Origin of the sequence: Paraburkholderia flava (genome assembly GCF_004359985.1) — a bacterium.
Classification (GTDB): domain Bacteria; phylum Pseudomonadota; class Gammaproteobacteria; order Burkholderiales; family Burkholderiaceae; genus Paraburkholderia; species Paraburkholderia flava.
This window is the reverse complement of sequence record NZ_SMRO01000001.1, coordinates 289718-307961: the sequence shown is the minus strand read 5'-3', so window position 1 is coordinate 307961 and position 18244 is coordinate 289718. Positions and strand designations below refer to the sequence as shown.

The 18244-nt window shown below is 62.2% G+C and carries 15 protein-coding genes; 6 read left to right on the top strand and 9 right to left on the bottom strand.

Annotated elements, in window-relative coordinates:
* Positions 1-877: 877 nt before the first annotated feature.
* From E1748_RS01315 to E1748_RS01295, 5 genes are read right to left on the bottom strand one after another with little or no spacing between them, the layout of a single operon-like run.
* Positions 878-1852 (bottom strand): alpha/beta hydrolase, encoded by a 975-nt coding sequence (locus tag E1748_RS01315; protein ID WP_133645355.1) that lies wholly within the window; start codon positions 1850-1852, stop codon positions 878-880.
* Between the two features lie 26 nt (positions 1853-1878).
* Positions 1879-2361 (bottom strand): thioesterase family protein, encoded by a 483-nt coding sequence (locus E1748_RS01310; RefSeq protein WP_420819286.1) that lies wholly within the window; start codon positions 2359-2361, stop codon positions 1879-1881.
* 34 nt (positions 2362-2395) lie between these two features.
* Positions 2396-3361: an L-carnitine dehydrogenase gene (locus E1748_RS01305; RefSeq protein WP_133645353.1), complete on the bottom strand. Its 966-nt coding sequence runs from the start codon at positions 3359-3361 to the stop codon at positions 2396-2398.
* Positions 3362-3404: 43 nt separating this feature from the next.
* Positions 3405-4334 (bottom strand): 3-dehydrocarnitine:acetyl-CoA trimethylamine transferase CdhC, encoded by a 930-nt coding sequence (gene cdhC, locus E1748_RS01300; protein WP_133645352.1) that lies wholly within the window; start codon positions 4332-4334, stop codon positions 3405-3407.
* A 52-nt stretch (positions 4335-4386) separates the two neighbouring features.
* A complete protein-coding gene (locus E1748_RS01295; RefSeq protein ID WP_133645351.1) occupies positions 4387-5343 on the bottom strand; it encodes a choline ABC transporter substrate-binding protein in 957 nt (318 codons plus the stop codon).
* A 296-nt stretch (positions 5344-5639) separates the two neighbouring features.
* Here E1748_RS01295 and E1748_RS01290 point away from each other — a divergent pair, with 296 nt between their 5' ends.
* Positions 5640-6590 (top strand): GlxA family transcriptional regulator, encoded by a 951-nt coding sequence (locus E1748_RS01290; RefSeq protein ID WP_133645350.1) that lies wholly within the window; start codon positions 5640-5642, stop codon positions 6588-6590.
* 94 nt (positions 6591-6684) lie between these two features.
* On the opposite strand, the gene E1748_RS01285 is transcribed toward E1748_RS01290, so the two are convergent.
* The 3 genes from E1748_RS01285 to betC all read right to left on the bottom strand — a co-directional run bounded on the left by E1748_RS01285 (position 6685) and on the right by betC (position 10737).
* Complete coding sequence (locus tag E1748_RS01285) at positions 6685-7827, bottom strand: porin (protein WP_133645349.1); 1143 nt, start codon at positions 7825-7827, stop codon at positions 6685-6687.
* 351 nt (positions 7828-8178) lie between these two features.
* Complete coding sequence (locus E1748_RS01280; protein WP_420819285.1) at positions 8179-9141, bottom strand: choline ABC transporter substrate-binding protein; 963 nt, start codon at positions 9139-9141, stop codon at positions 8179-8181.
* A gap of 48 nt (positions 9142-9189) precedes the next feature.
* Positions 9190-10737, bottom strand: a complete 1548-nt coding sequence (gene betC, locus E1748_RS01275) for a choline-sulfatase (protein WP_133645347.1) — start codon at positions 10735-10737, stop codon at positions 9190-9192.
* 159 nt (positions 10738-10896) lie between these two features.
* On the opposite strand from betC, the gene E1748_RS01270 reads away from it, so the two are divergent.
* Positions 10897-11811, top strand: a complete 915-nt coding sequence (locus tag E1748_RS01270) for a choline sulfate utilization transcriptional regulator (RefSeq protein WP_133645346.1) — start codon at positions 10897-10899, stop codon at positions 11809-11811.
* Between the two features lie 158 nt (positions 11812-11969).
* Here the strand turns inward: E1748_RS01270 and E1748_RS01265 are convergent, their stop codons facing one another.
* On the bottom strand, positions 11970-13163 hold the full coding sequence (locus tag E1748_RS01265; protein WP_133645345.1) for a hypothetical protein: 1194 nt from the start codon (positions 13161-13163) through the stop codon (positions 11970-11972).
* 1181 nt (positions 13164-14344) lie between these two features.
* On the opposite strand from E1748_RS01265, the gene E1748_RS01260 reads away from it, so the two are divergent.
* The 4 genes from E1748_RS01260 to purU all read left to right on the top strand — a co-directional run bounded on the left by E1748_RS01260 (position 14345) and on the right by purU (position 18198).
* Positions 14345-15085, top strand: a complete 741-nt coding sequence (locus E1748_RS01260) for an acetoacetate decarboxylase (RefSeq protein WP_133645344.1) — start codon at positions 14345-14347, stop codon at positions 15083-15085.
* A gap of 55 nt (positions 15086-15140) precedes the next feature.
* Positions 15141-15926, top strand: a complete 786-nt coding sequence (locus tag E1748_RS01255; RefSeq protein WP_133645343.1) for a 3-hydroxybutyrate dehydrogenase — start codon at positions 15141-15143, stop codon at positions 15924-15926.
* The gene (locus tag E1748_RS01250; RefSeq protein WP_133645342.1) at positions 15923-17137 is read left to right on the top strand and encodes a DUF3734 domain-containing protein; all 1215 of its coding nucleotides are present in this window, start codon (positions 15923-15925) and stop codon (positions 17135-17137) included. The genes E1748_RS01255 and E1748_RS01250 overlap by 4 nt, the downstream gene beginning before the upstream one ends.
* Positions 17138-17310: 173 nt before the next feature.
* Positions 17311-18198 carry a formyltetrahydrofolate deformylase gene (gene purU / locus E1748_RS01245; protein ID WP_133645341.1) on the top strand — a complete coding sequence of 296 codons (888 nt, stop codon included), beginning with the start codon at positions 17311-17313 and terminating at the stop codon, positions 18196-18198.
* Positions 18199-18244 lie beyond the last annotated feature (46 nt).

The window sequence follows — 18244 nt, the reverse complement described above, 5'->3', positions numbered from 1 at the left end:
CGTTCTTTCCTGATCCAAACCTGTTCAACTTATTCGTTTTTAGGCCGAAGACCGCTTCGAGATAGCGCGACAGTCCATGCACAATTCGCCATGCAGGCGAAAGGCCCGATATCGCACACGTCCAGCGGTTTTCCTCCGACTCCCCTTTTCAAGTTTTTCGCGTTTCGCTGCCCATCACTACAGGTATCGTGCATTCACGTTTACCAGCACTTCAAGCCTGTAGACCGTTTATTATCTTTTCAATTTGCCGCGAGAGTCTGGACCGTCATGCCTGCATCTATCGCAACTGGTGGACATCCGTCCCAAGCGTGGACGGATGTCCACCAGTTGCGGCCGCAAGCGTTGGAATAATTCCCAGCCTTATGTAGGACGGGATTGTACAGAATAATTTTAATTTTCAACATCCCGGAGAGCGAGATTTAATGCCTCTCTCCGTAAAGAACGTGTAGACATCCGAGCGCCACGTTTCCGCAAAGAAACCCGCCGTAAGGCGAGGCATCCTGCGCTTTTCTGGAGTTGATCCGTCAGTGCGCTGGCCAACCCATCGACGATAGAAATTAAATCAGTTGACCGAACGCATTCGCCAGGTGGAAGCGAAACACGATAACCGTTTAAAACCGTACGAATCCGGTTACGGATATTGAACGCGATCCGGCTCACCGAATAAACCTGCAACGCGCACACATTCGAACGATCGCGAGAAAACGGGACAGGGGAAAATACGCGGCACGACTCAATCGCTGATGCGACACCTGCCATTGCGACAGAAGGCATCAAGAGAACCTCGCACAACGCGCGAGGTCTCGATATCGAGCCGAAAGAGAAGATCGAAGGCTTCGATGCGCAAACGATTCAACGGCCCGTCACGCGTATCGCATCACGCGCGAGCGCGCGCCGCATCGAGCAAAAAACGGCAGACCTCATCGTGCATTCGCTGCACACCCGGGCTCATATCGATCGCGCGCCAGCATCCATGCACGAGGCCCTCGCCGATCCAGCTTCGCGCATCGCCACCCACCGCGCGAATGCGTTCCGCGAATACACGCGCATCGTCGCGCAACGGATCGTGCTCGACGCCGATCGACAGCACCGGTGGCAAGCCGTCGAAGCGATCCGCATCGAGCGGAAGCATCCACGTCGGCGGCAGCTGGTCACGAGGCAGATCGCCCCAGTAGTGGTGACGAAACGCATGAACGTCGGCGAGCGTGAGCATCGGTGCCTGCGCTTCGGTATCGCGTGCGGGGCGCTGTGGCTCGTAACCGAGCATCGGGTAGACGAGCGCGACGCCGGCAACGTGCCGCGTCGCGTGTGAGTCGAGATCGCGCAGCCGCATCGCGACGCTTGCAGCGAGGTTACCGCCCGCGCTGTCGCCGGCGAGCAGCAGCGGCGTGTCCGCAGAGAGCGACGCAAATGGCAGGCGCCCTTCGAGCGCCGCGCGCGTGATCTCGATGCAGTCTTCATGCGCAGCAGGCGACGGGTGTTCGGGCGCGAGCCGGTAATCGACTGCGATGACTGCAAGGCCGGTGTCCGCGGCGAGACGCGCGGTCACGACCTGATGACTGTCGAGCGACCCGAGCACAAAACCGCCGCCGTGAAAATAGAGCAGCGTGCCACGCGTCTGCCTCTCATTCGCAGCAGCCAATGATCGATACAACCGCAACGCAATCCGATGCCCGGCGCTCGCATCGAACATTCGATCCTCGACATGAACGCCGACAGGCAACGGCGGCGTAAACGCAGCGGCATAGCGATCGTAAACAACGCGTTGTTCAGCAGGCGACAACGTCGTCGCATGCGAGGGATAGATCGCCGCGGTACGCGCGATGAAAGCGGCGATTTCAGGTTCGAGCATGGCGTGACGTACTGGCGTACGTAACGTCAAACGGACCGCGCGACCGGCAACGCGATCGTACGACCCGAGTATTGCGCGGGCGGCGACGCAGCATCCGCATCCGCGAGCACCTGCACGTGCGCCGCCACGTCCGCATCGAACGCAACCGAACGCGGCCCGCTCGTATCGACGTGCAGCAGCATCTGCTCGCTCGCCGCGACCGGCTCCGCACGCTCGTCGGCAAACATCTCGAGATACAGATGCAGCCGCTTCGCATCGTGCGCCAGCAGCCGCGCGACGATGCGAACCTGCGCGCCGAGCTTGATCTCGTGCAGGTAGTTGATGTGCGCTTCGAGCGTGTAGATCGAGCGCTTGCGCGCAGTGCGGGTCGCGTCGTCAAGACCGATGTGATCGATCAACGCATCGGTCGCGAAGCTGAAGATCAGCATATAGAACGCATCGCGCAGATGGCCGTTGTAGTCGACCCATTCCGGCCGCACGGTATCGCGATAGATCTCCAGTCCAGACATCGGCGACATGCTCCTGTGGCGTAATCAGAAAAAATCACTCGTCGACGGCAATCCCATGACGCGCTTTCGCATCGCGGATCGCAGCAAGCACGCTCGTGATGCAGTCGTCGCGATAGCGTTCGAGCTGCTTGATCGAGCGCGGCCCGACCTGCTCTGCCGTGCCGTCGACCACACGCTCGATCAGTTCGTCGGTGAGCTGCGGCGCGACGAGCTTCGTCCACGGTAGTTCGAGCGCGGGCCCGAACTGCTGCATGAAGTGTCGCATGCCCGCATCCCCGCCGGCCAGCGTGTAGGTCAAAAACGTCCCCATGAACGACCAGCGGATGCCCGCACCGAAACGGATCGCGTCGTCGATCTCGCCGGTCGTCGCAACACCATCGTTGACCAGATGCAGCGCCTCGCGCCACAGCGCTTCGAGCAGCCGGTCCGCGACAAAACCCGGCACTTCCTTACGCACATGCAGCGGTCGCATGCCGAGCGAGCGATACACCTGCTGCGCTGCATCGATCGTCGCAGGCGACGTGCGCTCGCCGCCGACCACCTCGACGAGCGGCAACAGGTACACCGGATTGAACGGATGACCGACGACACAGCGCTCCGGATGCGCGGTACGCGCGTAAAAATCGGTCGGCAGCAGACCCGACGTCGACGAACCGATGATCGCGTCGGGTTTCGCCGCGAGTCCGATCTGCTCGTGCAGCGCGAGCTTCAGTGATTCGCGTTCGGGCGCGCTCTCCTGGATGAAGTCGGCGTCGGCGACGCACGCTTCGATCGTATCGACGAAGCGCAGTCGCGCCTGCGATGCCCCTTCAGCCAACCCGATCCGCTCAAGCGCGGGCCACGCGTTCGCGACGTTGTCGCGCAGTTGCTGCTCGGCGCCCGGCGCCGGGTCCCACGCGACGACGTCGAGTCCGTGCGCAAGCGCGCGCGCCACCCAGCCGCTACCGATCACGCCGGCCCCGATTGCCGCAAATGTCTTGATATCGACGATCACTGCCATGACTTTCCCGATCCTGTTCGAAGAGTGTTCTGACGCAACTTACCTATGCAAACTGCTCGACCGGCCGCCGCTCCAGCTGCCGCTCGCCACGCGCCGGCAACCCGAGCTTGCGACGCCCTTCGGCCGGCGTCAGCACACGGCCGCCCAGCCGCTCGATGATCTCCGCCGCGCGCTGAACCAGCGTGCCGTTGGTCGCGTGCACGCCCCTGTCGAGCCAGATGTTGTCTTCGAGACCGACGCGCACGTGACCGCCGAGCAGCATCGCCTGCGCGACCATCGGCATCTGCATCCGGCCGATGCCGAAGCCGGCCCAGTGCGCGCCCGGCGGCAGGTTGTCGGCCATCGCCTTCATCGTCGTCGTGTCGGCGGGTGCGCCCCATGGAATGCCGAGACAGATCTGGAACAGCGGTGGCGCATCGAGCAAACCTTCTTTCAGCAACTGCTTCGCGAACCACAGGTGGCCGGTGTCGAAGATCTCCAACTCCGGCTTCACGCCAAGTTCCTGGATGCGCTTCGCACCCGCACGCAATTGCGCGGGCGTCGACACATAGATGTAATCGCCGTCGCCGAAATTGAGCGTGCCGCAATCGAGCGTGCAGATTTCCGGCAGCAGCTCTTCGACGTGCGCGAGCCGCGTTAGCCCACCGACCAGATCCGTGTTCGCGCCGAAGCGCATCGGATCCTCGCCGGCACCGATCTCGAGATCGCCGCCCATGCCGGCGGTCAGATTGATGATCACGTCGGTGTCCGCCGAACGGATGCGGTCCACCACCTCGCGGTACAGATTCGGATCGCGGCTGCCGCGTCCGGTCAACGGATCGCGCACGTGGCAGTGCGCGACCGTCGCGCCCGCCTTCGCAGCTTCGATCGCCGCTTCCGCGATCTGCTTCGGCGTGACCGGAATGGCCGGATGCTTGCCGACCGTATCGCCTGCGCCGGTCACGGCGCAGGTCACGATGACTTCGTGGTTCATGCGAGAGATTCCTGTGTGTGCGTGTCTTGTCTTTTGAGAGCCGCTGAAAAACTCAGAGCCCGAGATACGTCTTCACCGCCGGCAATCCATCCTTGCCGTCGTACGTCTTCACGCCGGCGAGCCAGCTGTCGAGCACCTGCGGGTTTTTCTTCAGGTACGCCTTCGCGGCATCGGCGGGCTTGTCCTTGTTCATCACCGACTGCATCACGACGTTCTCCAGCTGCGTCGTAAAGCGCAGATTGCTAATGAGCTTGCCCGCGTTCGGGCAACGCGTGAGGAAGTCCGGCGCGGTCAGCGTATAGACGCGCGCTTCACCGTCGTTCGGACCGAACACGCCGTCGCTGCCGGTCAGATATTTCATGTCGAGCTGGATGTTCATCGGATGCGGTTCCCAACCGAGGAACACCACCCACTTCTTTTCGCGCACTGCGCGGTCCACGGTAACGAGCATCCCCGCCTCGCTCGATTCGATCAGCTTGAAGCCGCCGAGCCCGAACTTGTTCGTGTCGATCATCTTCTTGATCGCCGCGTTCGCACTGCTGCCCGGCTCGATGCCGTAGATCTTGCCGTCCAGTTCCGCGCGATGCTTCGCGATGTCGGCGAACGTCTTGAGCCCTGCGTCGTATTCGTAGGTCGGTACCGCGAAGGTCGCCTTCGCGCCGGTCAGGTTAGGCGGCTGCAGCACGTCGATAGCCTTCGCGTCGATGAACGGCGTGATCGCTTTTTCCTGCACCGGCCACCAGTAGCCGAGCGACACGTCGAGCTGTTTGCTCTTCAGCCCCGCGAACGAGATCGGCACCGACGCGACCGTCGTCACCGGTTGATAGCCGAGCCCTTCGAACACCGTGGACGCAAGCGCGGTCGTCGATGTGATGTCGGTCCAGCCGATGTCGGCAAAGCGCACGTTGCGGCAGCTGGCCGGGTCCTGCGCGAAGGCCGGCTGCAGCAACGCGGCGGCACACAGCAGACCGGCAGACAAGGCGGACAAAGTTCTGGCGCGTGGTTTCATGACGTTTCCCTCTGACACGTTTCGAGCGTGTTTCGAATCGGCCTACCGGACAGCAGACCGGTCGGATCGGTGATTGCGTGGTGTGCAGCAAAGGTACAAGGGCATATTGCCGCCAAAGCGACCATCAGCGACCCGTTCTTGCTCGCTTGCGACCATGAGGGAAAACCAGCATGCATCGCGCGAACCGCCTTCATCGAGGCACGCCGCCAATATTGACGGCGCTTGCGGGCATGCGCGCCGCTTGCTACGCTCGCCCCACTCCCCGCCTGGCCACCGCCGATCGCACCTGCCGCACGATGCCCGAAGACATCTCGTTCCTGCTGCTGCCGGGCTTCTCGGCGATCGGTTTCATGTCCGCCGTCGAGCCGCTGCGCGTCGCGAACCGCTTCCGCGAGAATCTGTACCGCTGGCACATCCTCAGTATCGACGGCGCGCCGGTCGCCGCGAGCAACGGCATCTCGCTGAACGCCGAAGCCGCGTTCGACGCCGCCGATCCCCGCACCGTCTTCGTCGTCGCGGGCTTCGATCCGCTCGCGTGCCACAGCCGCGCACTCGCCACGTGGCTGCGACGGCTCGCGCGTGCGGGCGCGACGCTCGGTGGTATCGATACGGGCAGCTTCGTGCTCGCGGAAGCGGGACTCTTCAGCGACTCGGACCGGCTCACGCTGCATTGGGAAGCGCTGTCGGCATTTCACGAGCGCTATCCGTCGCTGCATGCGAGCCAGGAACTGTTCGAGATTGGTGAAAGACGGATCACGTGCGCGGGCGGTACTGCTTCGATCGACATGATGCTCGACCTGATCGGCCGCAGTCATGGTGCGACGCTGGCGTCGGCGGTGTCGGAGCAGTTCGTCGTGAGCCGTATCCGGCAGCGCTCGGATCATCAGCGGATGGAGATCGCCGCGCGCTATGGCGTGCACAACCGCAAGCTGATCCAGGTGATCGGCGCGATGGAACAGCACATGGAGGAACCGCTCGCGCCCGATGCACTCGCGCAGGAGATCGGCGTCACGCGCCGGCAGCTGGAGCGGTTGTTTTGTTCGGCGTTGAAGGACACGCCAACGCATTTCTATCTGCAGCTGCGCCTGAACCGCGCACGCGAACTGCTACAGCAGACCGACATGACGATCACATCGATCTGCGTCGCATGCGGCTTCGAATCGCCATCGCATTTCTCGCGCACGTACCGCGCGAAGTTCGGGATGAGTCCGCGACGGGACCGGAGCGCGGTGCGGGTGGCGACGTAGAGAAACGTGCAGTGCAGCGATGTGCTTTTGATCTAAAAAAGCAAGCGGACGCCCATCGCGTCCGCTCACCTCATCAGGCATCAAACATCAAGCATCAGAACGAATGCCGCATCCCGACGCGCACATCGGCCTGGGTGCTCGTCGTCGACGGCGTGAAGCTGTAGCCGATCACCGCGTTCACGCCTTGCGACGCCTTCAGATAATCGCCGGAGATGTACACATCGGTGCGCTTCGACAGCAGGTAGTGAAAGCCCGCCGACACCTGGTTCCAGTGATGCCCTTCGAAGTTCGTGTACTGATAGCCGCCGATCGCGCTGAACGCCGGCGTGACCTGCCAGTCCGCGCCGCCTTCGAGCACCTTCATGTGCGACGACACACCGAATCCCTTGATCGTCGTGTACGTGAAATTGCCGTTCAGCGTGACGTTGCCGATCGCGTAGCTCGAACCGACGCCGAACGTGCCCTGCTTGTCGACAGCGAACGACGAGCTCGAGTACAGATCGGTGACCGCGCCGGTCGTCGCGTTGACGCTAACCGTCGGGCGGCCGAGGAACGTGCTCGTGCCGATCATCGCGTACGGGTCGAACGCGTAGATGCCGCTCGGGTTGTTCAGCTGCGTGTACGCTGCGCCGACCGTGAACGGACCGTTCGCGTAGTGCGCACCAAGGCTGTATGCGCTGTTCTGATGGAAGTTGCCCGCCACGTTGCCGAACGAGTACATACCGCCGAACATGAAGCCGCCGAATTCGTTCGACAGGAACTTCACCGAGTTCGGCAGACGGTCGCCGTTGAAGCGGTCGAAGTCGCCCTGGTGGATCGCGTAGCCGCTTCCCCAGCTCGAGATGTTGTACAGATAGACCATCTCTTCGGTCATGTCGAGCTGATCGCCGAACGACAGCGTGCCCCACGAATTCTTCAGGCCGACATAAGCCTGGCGGCCGAACTCCGCGCCGCCGAAGCCGAGCTGCCCGTTGCCGAGGCGGAATCCGCTTTCGAGTGCGAACACGGCGGACAGGCCGCCGCCGAGATCCTCGGTGCCCTTGATGCCCCACCGGTTGCCGTACGACACGCCATCGTCGAATTTAACGACGTGCGAGCCGCCGGTGTTGTTCACGTAGGTGATACCTGCATCCAGAATGCCGTACAGCGTCACGCTGCTTTGCGCGTGGCTGACGGCGGGGACGCTGGCGAGCACGAGGGCCGCGCCGGAGAGTGCTGCGGCATTCAGTCTTTTCATTGTGTGGTTCTCTCTTGCCTGCTGGATGGAAAGAGGATTCCGCCTCCAAACTCGCGGAACCGCCTGTCTTGCTGGAATGACGCGCTATCGGTGAAGCGGGTGAAGCGCTCGCCACGGGAAGCCACCACGCATAACCCACGGGCGATGACGCACAGTACAAATTCAAATTCCGGGCAATGCGACCGTAAGCGACGCCGATTGGTCTGATTGCGACAAGCGTGGTGAAAACGCATACGGACACCGGGCACATGAGCGCCGTCGCCCTTCGAAAAGCCGATGAAAAATGCCGCGTCACGGGGCAATGCGTGCCCGCGACGCGGCATGAGGATGCAGCGCTGCAGCGATACCGGATTAACGTATCCCGAGCTGCGTCTGTACCGCCTGCAGACCGTCCGCACCAGACGCGGTCGTCACGCCCTTCAGCCACCCCGACACGAGCGCCGGGTTGCCCTTGAGCGCCTGCAACGCAGCCGCATTCAGATCGACCTTGTTTTGCAGCACGTTCGCGATGATCTGGTTCTCGATGTCGACGTTGAACGTCATCTGCTGGAACAGACGCGCGACGTTCGTGCACTGGCCGGCATAGCCCGCGCGCGTCACGGTGTTGACGGTCGCGCCGCCGTAGTTCGGTCCGAAGTACGCGTCGCCGCCGGACAGGTACGTCAGGTGAAACTTCGTGTTCATCAGATGCGGCTCCCACGCGAGGAACACGATCCACTTCTTGTCACGCACTGCACGCTCGACCTGCGTGAGCATCCCTGTCTCGCTCGATTCGACGATCGACCAGCTGCCGAGTCCGAACGCTTTATCCGAGATCATCTTCTTGATGTTCTGGTTCGCAGGCGCACCGGGCTCGATGCCGTACACCTTGTCCTGGAACTGGTCCGCGTGCTTCGCGAGATCGGCGAACGTGTGAACGCCCGCGGCCGCCACATAGTCGGGCACCGCGAGCGTGAATTTCGCGTTGCTCAGATTCGCGTGCAGCACGTCGATCGAATGCTCGTCGACGAACGGTTTCACGAGCGGCCCCTGCGCCGGCATCCAGTTGCCGAGGAACACGTCGATTTGCCCTTTCTTCAACCCCTGATACGTGATCGGCACCGACAGGTTCGACACGTTCTGCTTGTAGCCGAGCGCTTTCAGCAACACGCCGGCCATTGCGTTGGTCGCGTCGATGTCGGTCCAGCCGGGATCGGCCATACGGACGTCGGTGCAGCTCGGTGGTTCGGCGGCGGACGCTGCGGGCACAAGACCCTGCACCAGGCACAGCGATAGCAGTGGCGATAACAGCGCGGTCCATCTTTTTTTCATCATGGCCTCCGGTTCGTAGAGTAATAGCGTGACATGCGGGATGGAAACTGCCTAACGCGTCTGGCTCACGACGCGCGGAAACCGCGCCATCGCTTCGAGCGTGTCGAGTTCGATGTGATTGCGCATGTAGCGCTGGCTCGCGTCGGTGAACGGCTGCCAGTCCCACGACTGGATGCGCCCCTGAGTCGTCGCCTCGAAGTGGAAACGCCGACGCCGCTGACTCGCGAGTACCGCTTCGTGCAGCGCCGGCAGATTCCAGCGACGCGCCGCTTCTTCGCGGAATGCGTCGAGTACGGCGGTTGCGTGCGGCTGTGTCGCGAGATTGTCGAGTTCGCGTGGATCGGCTGCGAGATCGTAGAGCTGGTCGGGATCGCTCGGCGTGTGGATGAACTTGTAGTTGCCGCGCCGGATCATCACGACCGGCGCGATCGCGCCTTCCGCGAGGTATTCGCCGATCGCTTCGTCGTGGCCGCCATCGTTGTTCAGATGCGGCACGAGACTGTGGCCGTCGACCGGGTCCGGCCATTCGCTGCGGCGCGTGCCCGTCGCGAGTTCGACGAGCGTCGGCAGCAGATCGACGTGCGACACCGACGCGGCCACGCGATGTGCGTCGAAGCGCTGCGGTGCATGGACGATCAGCGGCACGCGCACGCCGCCCTCGAAGCACGTCATCTTGTACCAGAGCCCGCGTTCGCCGAGCATCTCGCCGTGATCCGACGTGACGATCACGATCGTGTCGTCGGCGAGACCGGTCGCATTGAGCGCGTCGAGAATCTGCCCGAACTGCGCATCGACGTACGACAGCGCGCCGTAGTACGCATGCCGCGCGTTGCGCACCTGCTGCGCGGTCGGCGGCGTCACGTCGGCTTCGTAGACGTCGCGCAGCCGGCGCGAATGCGGATCGCTCGCGTCGCGCGACAGCTCGACCTGCGGCATGTCGATCTCGTCGTCGCGATACAGGTCCCAGTATTCGCGCGGAATCGCGTACGGATCGTGCGGATGGGTCAGCGACGCGACCAGACAGAACGGCCGGTCGTCGCCGCCCGCCGCGCGTTCGCGCGCGATGTCGTAGAGTTTCTGACGCGACGTGAACGTGACCTCGTCGTCGAAGTCGAGCTGGTTCGTCCGCACGCATGGGCCCGCGTCGAGCACCGAACTCATGTTGTGATACCAGCTCGGCCGCACGTCGGGTTGCGACCAGTCGGGCACCCAGCCGAAGTCGGCCGGATAGATGTCGGTGGTGAGGCGTTCCTCGAAGCCGTGCAACTGGTCCGGGCCGCAGAAATGCATCTTGCCCGACAGCATCGTGCGATAACCGGCCGCACGCAGATAGTGTGCGAACGTCAGTGTTTGCGCGGGAAATTCGGCGGCGTTATCGTATGCGGAGATCGCCGACGGCAGCTTGCCGGCCATCATCGAGAAGCGCGAAGGCGCGCACAGCGGGCTCGCACAGTACGCCGAATCGAACACGACGCCATCGCGCGCGAGCGCGTCGATGCGCGGCGTGCGCGACACGCGATGACCGTATGCGGCGAGCGCAAATGGCGTCATCTGGTCGGCCATCAGGATAAGGATATTCTGCTTTGTGTTAAGGCTCATGGGCGGGGTCGATTAGAATCGGAAGATCGTTTGACGGCTTTTTGATGTGTGCACGCGCGGCATGTGCACCGTGCGAAAGCGTCCTCACCGTCCTCACTATTGCCGCTTAATAAAGCGCTGGGTAGGCGTCGAACGCTTATGGGTCCATAAGGGGGGGTTATGCCGAGACAGGAGCGACTGCCGTCGATGCAGACGCTGTCGGCGTTCGAATCCGCTGCGCGGCTCGCGAGCTTCACGGCGGCCGCGCGCGAACTCGGCTCGACGCAGCCGGCGGTCAGCCAGCGCGTCGTGCAGTTGGAGACCGATCTCGGCGCGCCGCTCTTCGAGCGCGGTCCTCGCGGCGTGACGCTCACCGCAGAAGGCGCGCGGCTGTTCGAAGCGGTGCATCAGAGTCTCGACGCGATCCGCGTCGCGACCACCGACATCCGTACGCGCCGCGCGTCGGGTGCGCTCACGCTGCTCACCGATTTCGGTTTCGCTACCTACTGGCTGATGCCGCGACTGTCGCGTCTCAAGCATTCGATGCCCGACGTCGATGTGAAAATCGTCACGTCGCAGGAAGGCTTCGACCCACAACGCGATCACGCGGACATCGCGATTGCATTCGGCAGCGGCGACTGGTCGCCGTGCACATCGACGCGGCTGTTCCCGGAAGAAGTCACGCCGGTCTGTTCGCCTGCGTTCGCGGCCGCGCATCCGCACATCGCGAATGCCGCCGATCTCGCGTCGCTGCCGCTGCTGCACGTGCAGGCGACCGAACCCGAGCGTTGGCTCGCGTGGGATAGCTGGTTTGCTGCGCAAGGTGTCGAGCGTGCGCCTGCGGGCACGCTGAGTGGCAGCGGGTTGACGTTCAACAGCTATGCCCTCGTGATCCATGCCGCGCTGATGAACGAAGGCGTCGCGCTCGGCTGGACACCGCTCGTCGACGAACTCGTGAACAGCGGGCAGCTGGTGCGGCTGCTCGATACGCCCGTCGTCACGTCGCGTGGATATTTTCTGGTGTGTCCGCTGGCACGGCCGGAGGCTGCGGCGGTGCCGCTGTTTCGTCGGTGGTTGTTCGATGAGTGTCGGTGAAGCGCGTGCCGTTCGAGCAAGGCTCTGCTTTTACCGTTACGCAGTGACTGATGCGGTCGCCAGGCCCCTGTCGCGACACCCCAAACAAAAGTGCCGGGCAATACGTCACCCGGCACGCTTTCACGTCACCGCAGGTTTAAACCCCGCAGCAAACAGCTTCAGTTCGACTGCGTGAACTGAATCGCGGGCGCTGTCGTGCTCGTTCCTGCGGAAGCGGTACATCTGCCAAGCGTCAGATTATTGGTTTCGCCGGTCGTGCCGCCATTGCTCGGGCCGGCGCACGTCGGCGCTGCGCTGGACCCATCGGTCAACGCGACGTTCACGCTCATCGACGAGCCGCGATTGAAATCGGCTTGCGATCCGCCGGCATTGCCCACGACGTTGAACTCCGTCTGCGTCCAGCCGTTCGCGATATCCGAAATGGTGTCGTCGGTGGACGAGCTAAAAGCCTGCGTGCCGAACGTGGCCGTAGCCGTATCCCTTCCGTTCGCGTTAGCCGTGCCCGACAGTTTCAGACTGGCGAGGTCGGTAATCGGCAGGACCCGGTTCGAGACGACGGCGGCAGGGCTGTTCTGGTAGCAATCGTCTCCCGGACCGCTTTGATCGGGGCCACCGGAATTCCACCCAGCCGGGCAGGCATTGCCGGACTGGTCGGGATCGTTGCCGTAATTTTCCAGCCAGGTCTGGATGAATACGTCGGTCGTTCCGGTTTGTGCGGTGCCTGCCGCGTTGACGTCATTCGACACCAGCACATACTGCTGCCAGGAGAAGCAGCCCGACGTGTCGCCGGTCGCATAGCTCCCGCATGCGGCAGAGGCGAAGTCGAAATTCGTATTGAGCTGCAACGTATATTGATTCGTTCCGGCGTTGCCCCCCACGCCGCGTTCGGTCGTCACCCCGCTGACCGAAGGAAAGCTACCGACCGCCTCGCTGATGAGCGTCCCGGACGGCGCCTGAGCGGCATAGTCGGTTCCGTTCCCGACCACTTGCGTGCCTCGCGTGCCTGGCGTGCCATGCGCACTGCTCGCAAGGTCTCGCACTGCCGCATGGTCTACTGACCGCCGACCTGACCGGTAACCCGACACGGGACCGCATGCCACCTTGTCCCATTTCAGGCTCGGAAAGGATGCGCTATAACATCCCCCTCCTCGCGGCGCGTACTGTCTGACGTTTTCGCGCCAGCTCTCATGTGCCTGCGATTCGGCCTGAACCTGAGCCTGATCGACGAAACTGCTGGCTGCCTGCCCGGCAAAGGCGGACGACAGCGGAATCGCACTGATGAACAGACCCGCACCGGCGACGACGGCGGCGCGGACCATACTGTGCGTGACAAACCCTATCTTCGAGCGCATCTGTTTCTCCTGTAGACCACGACAAATTGCGGCTTTTTTTCCTGGACGAGCCAGGTCTCTCGACCTTCCAGACAACGCTCTGCCACAGAAGCCTCACGATAAGGATCTGGCCAGATAACGCAATTCTTTAAGGTCGATTTCTTGAAAACTTTGGAATTCGCCATTGCATTGCATGGCGATTTTTGGCAATACGGGACCTGCCGTCGTTATTCAGAAACAACGACGCGGGTGAATTTCGGTACCAGTTTTTCGATCCGCCCGGCATAGTCAGCCGAACCGTCACGCTGTGTATGCGTGACATGTGCTAATGATGCGATTCCATCGTTTTTTAGCGGGTCATTCGGTCACATACGCGCGCGGGTAATCAAGCAATCTTGCGTTAATCACGAGCTTCAATATCGCCTTTAATTGATACGACATTTATTAGTAAAATACAATTAATGTAAATCAACAATTCTCATTATACGAAATACAAACGAATTATTTGGTAAGTAATTTGTTTGAATTTTCTCCATGAATATAAGAAAATTCCCTGATGGGAAAGTTAGCAATAAAAGAAATCGGGCGTCAAACATTTTTAGATCGACGGCAAAACCACGAGTTGACGTTTCCCTGACAGATCACGAGGAGCAGCACGATCTCGACAGCGCTTTTCGGATCAAGAAGGCGTGAGGTCAGCGCCGGGAATTTACGATAAGTATCTCGTTTTATTTTTATGAGAATCAACAAGTTGATGCGCCGGTGTCGTCATCGGCCGGATGAAAAATATTCAGAAGAAAGGAGCGGCAACGCACCCATGAGCCGGCGATAGTCCCGGATCAAAAATCAACGGCCCCTTACAATCCCAAAATGGTCCCTATCCGGTTGGATAGGCCGGATCTACGCAGAAAATGAAGTGGGTTCTCGCCCGTTCCGGGCTCCGGAATTGACACCCAGCTACACAAAGCCGACACGAAACTCCCCTGTGAGATGCTGCATCACACGCATCTGTCATCTGAAGCCGCCACCATTCGGCGAGGACCGTACGGCCTCCCCCCGCAGTTCTGTCCACCACGATATTTATGAGACGAGCTCACCGATCCGAGCAACGAACTGTTCCAGTTGCGGCATCGCACAACGGGCGCCGGACAGAATAAGATAGCGGGGCCTCTGGATAACGAATCGACCAACAAGGAGTACGCATGAAAGAAGAACAGGTGCGCTCGAAGGCTTTCGCGATGCCGCTCACGAGTCCCGCATTTCCGATCGGTCCGTACCGTTTTGTCGACCGCGAATTCCTCATCATTACCTACCGCACCGATCCCGAGCTTCTGCGCGCAGTCGTCCCCGAGCCGCTGAAGATCAAGGAACCGCTCGTACATTACGAATTCATTCGCATGGCGGACTCCACCGGTTTCGGCGACTACACCGAAAGCGGCCAGGTCATTCCGGTCGAATTCAACGGTCAGGCGGGCGGCTATACGCTCGCGATGTACCTCGACGACCATCCGCCGATCGCCGGCGGCCGCGAACTGTGGGGCTTCCCGAAGAAGCTCGCGTCGCCCACGCTGCACGTGAACACCGATCACCTGCTCGGTACGCTCGATTACGGCAAGGTGCGCGTCGCGACCGGCACGATGGGCTACAAGCACCGCACGCTCGATATCGCGAAAGAACAGCAGCGCCTCGCGGGCCCGAACTTCCTGCTGAAGATCATCCCGCACGTCGACGGCACCGCGCGCGTCTGCGAACTGGTCCGCTACTATCTGCAGGACATCCAGATGAAGGGCGCATGGAGCGGCCCCGCGTCGCTCGAACTGGCGCATCATGCGCTCGCGCCGGTCGCCGAGCTGCCGGTGCTCGAAGTCGTCGAGGCGCGGCACGTCATCGCCGACCTGACGCTCGGCCTCGGCGAGGTCGTGCACGATTATCTGGCACAGTAGTTGGCCTGGTAGTCACGCCCCTCCACTCTTTCACTCGAAAACAGGAACACTACTCATGAGCAATCTGAACGGAAAAGTGGCAGTCGTCACCGGCGCCGCAAGCGGCATCGGCAAGGAAATCGCGCTGACGCTCGCCAGAGCCGGCGCAGCAGTCGCGATCGCCGATCTGAACCAGGACGGCGCAAACGCAGTCGCAAACGAAATCGTTGCCGCAGGCGGCAAAGCCATCGGCGTCGCGATGGACGTGACCAGCGAAGAAGCGGTGAACAGCGGCATCGACAAGGTCGCAGCCGAGTTCGGTTCGGTCGATATCCTCGTGTCGAACGCCGGCATCCAGATCGTCAACCCGATCGAGAACTACTCGTTCTCCGACTGGAAGAAGATGCAGGCGATCCACGTCGACGGCGCGTTCCTCACCACCAAGGCCTCGCTCAAGCACATGTACAAGGACGATCGCGGCGGCGTGGTGATCTACATGGGCTCGGTGCACTCGCATGAAGCGTCGCCGCTGAAGTCGGCGTACGTCACCGCGAAGCACGGTCTGCTGGGTCTGTCGCGCGTGCTGGCCAAGGAAGGCGCGAAGCACAACGTGCGTTCGCACGTCGTGTGTCCGGGCTTCGTGCGCACGCCGCTCGTCGACAAGCAGATCCCCGAGCAGGCAAAGGAACTGGGCATCAGCGAAGACGAAGTCATCAAGAAGGTCATGCTTGGCAACACGGTGGACGGCGTGTTCACGACGGTTGAAGACGTCGCGCAAACGGTGCTGTTCCTGTCGGCATTCCCGAGCGCCGCGCTGACGGGCCAATCGTTCGTCGTCAGCCACGGCTGGTACATGCAATGAAGCCACGCGCCCGCACCGAAAAGCAGGCTGTCGATCCGACCGACCTGCATAACGAGGTCGGGACGTCGCCGGTGCGCGCGCTGCCCTACGAGACCGTCGCGCTCGTGCTGCAGGGTGGCGGCGCGCTCGGCGCGTATCAGGCCGGCGTGTTCGAAGGCCTGCACGAAGCGGACATCGCGCTCGACTGGATCGCCGGCATTTCGATCGGCGCGCTGAACACCGCGCTGATCGCCGGCAATCCGCCGGAGCGGCGCGTCGCGCGGCTGCGCGAGTTCTGGGAAACGATCTGCCAGCCGGCGTTCTTCCCGGCACTGCCTGCCGCGTTCGAGTTCGCGCTGTTCAACAGCCACGAAGCGATACGGTCGATGTTCACCGCGTCGCAGGCGACGAGCGCGATCATGCAGGGGCAAAAAGGCTTCTTCGTGCCGCGCTTTCCGCCGCCGATCGGCTCGCTCCCCGCGGAGCCCGGCAAGGTCAGCTGGTACGACACGTCGCCGCTGCGCGCCACGCTGCTCGAACTGTGCGATTTCGACCGGATCAATTCGGGCGAGACGCGCGTGTCGGTCGGAGCGGTCAACGTCAGCACCGGCAACTTCGTCTACTTCGACAACACGCGGATCGAACTGCGTCCCGAGCATTTCATGGCATCGGGTGCGTTGCCGCCGGCGTTCGCGCCGGTCGAGATCGACGGCGAGTTCTTCTGGGACGGCGGCGTCGTGTCGAATACGCCGTTGATGGAAGTACTGCGCAGCACGCCGCGTCGCGACACGCTCGCGTTCCAGGTCGATCTGTGGAGCGCACGTGGGCCGGTGCCCGAAACGATGGCGGGTATCGCCGAGCGGACGAAAGATGTCCAGTACTCGAGCCGCACGCGTTTCGTCACCGACATGCTGCAGCGCGACCAGCGCTACCGCAACCTGCTGCGCCACGTGCTCGAACAGGTGCCCGAGGAACAGCGCCGCAATAACGGGTGGTGCAAGGAAGCCGAGGCGCTGTCGTCGAGCAAGCGCTACAACGTCCAGCATCTGATCTACCAGCGCAAGAACTACGAGCAGCACTACAAGGACTACCAGTTCGGCGTATCGACGATGCGCGACCACTGGGCCGCGGGTCTCGACGATATCCGTAACACGCTCGCAGTCCCTGACACGCTCGCGCTGCCGCAGAACGATGCGGGCTTTGTCACGCACGACATCCATCGGCGTAAGTAAGAGCCGGCCGGGCGCGTCGGCAGCCGCTGACGCGCCCATACCAGCGGCACGGCGCATCGATTCTATCCGCGGGCAATTCGGGCTGCTTTACTGTGGCATCCCCGCCTGCGCGCTACATACTCGCTATCGCAACACGGCCCAGGCGGGCACTCTCACGTGAAGCCGAGGACCGCATGCCCGCCATCGAACGCCCCCATTCCTTCGTGCTGACGCTGTCGTGCCCAAGCGCCGCCGGCCAGGTCGCCGCCGTCGTCGCACTGCTCGACCGCCGCCACTGCTACATCGACGAACTCACCGTATTCGACGACGACCTCAGCGGACGCTTCTTCGTGCGCTGCGTGTTTCATGGCGTCACCGATCACGCAGGCAGCGCGCAACCGCCGCTCGACGTCGATGCGCTGCGTCGCGAGTTCGTGCCGATCGCCACCGATTTCGGCATGACGTGGGCGATCCACGACGTCGATGCACGGCCCAAGGTGTTGATCCTCGTGTCGAAGCTCGAACACTGTCTCGCCGACTTGCTGTTCCGCTGGCGAATGGGCGAACTGAAGATGGACATAGTCGGCATCGCGTCGAATCATCCGGATTTCGCGCCGCTTGCCGAACAGCATGGGCTGCCGTTTCATCATCTGCCGGTCAGTGCGGACAATCGTGCGCAACAGGAAGAACAGGTGCTCGATCTGTTCGACTCGTCGGGCGCCGAGCTGATGATTCTCGCGCGCTACATGCAGATTCTCTCCGACGAAACGAGCCGCAAACTCTCCGGCCGCGCGATCAACATCCATCATTCGTTCCTGCCCGGCTTCAAGGGCGCGCGCCCGTATCACCAGGCGCATACGCGCGGCGTGAAGCTGATCGGCGCGACCGCGCACTTCGTCACCGACGATCTCGACGAAGGGCCGATCATCGAGCAGGTGGTCGAGCGGGTCGATCATTCGTATAAACCGGAGCGGTTGCTCGCGGTGGGGCGCGACGTCGAGTGCATCACGCTGGCGCGCGCGGTGAAGGCGTTTGTCGAGCGACGCGTGTTTATCAATGGGGATCGGACGGTGGTGCTGTAACTGCCGCTGTCGTCGACAAAAAAAGCCGGCCGGAGTCTATCCGGCC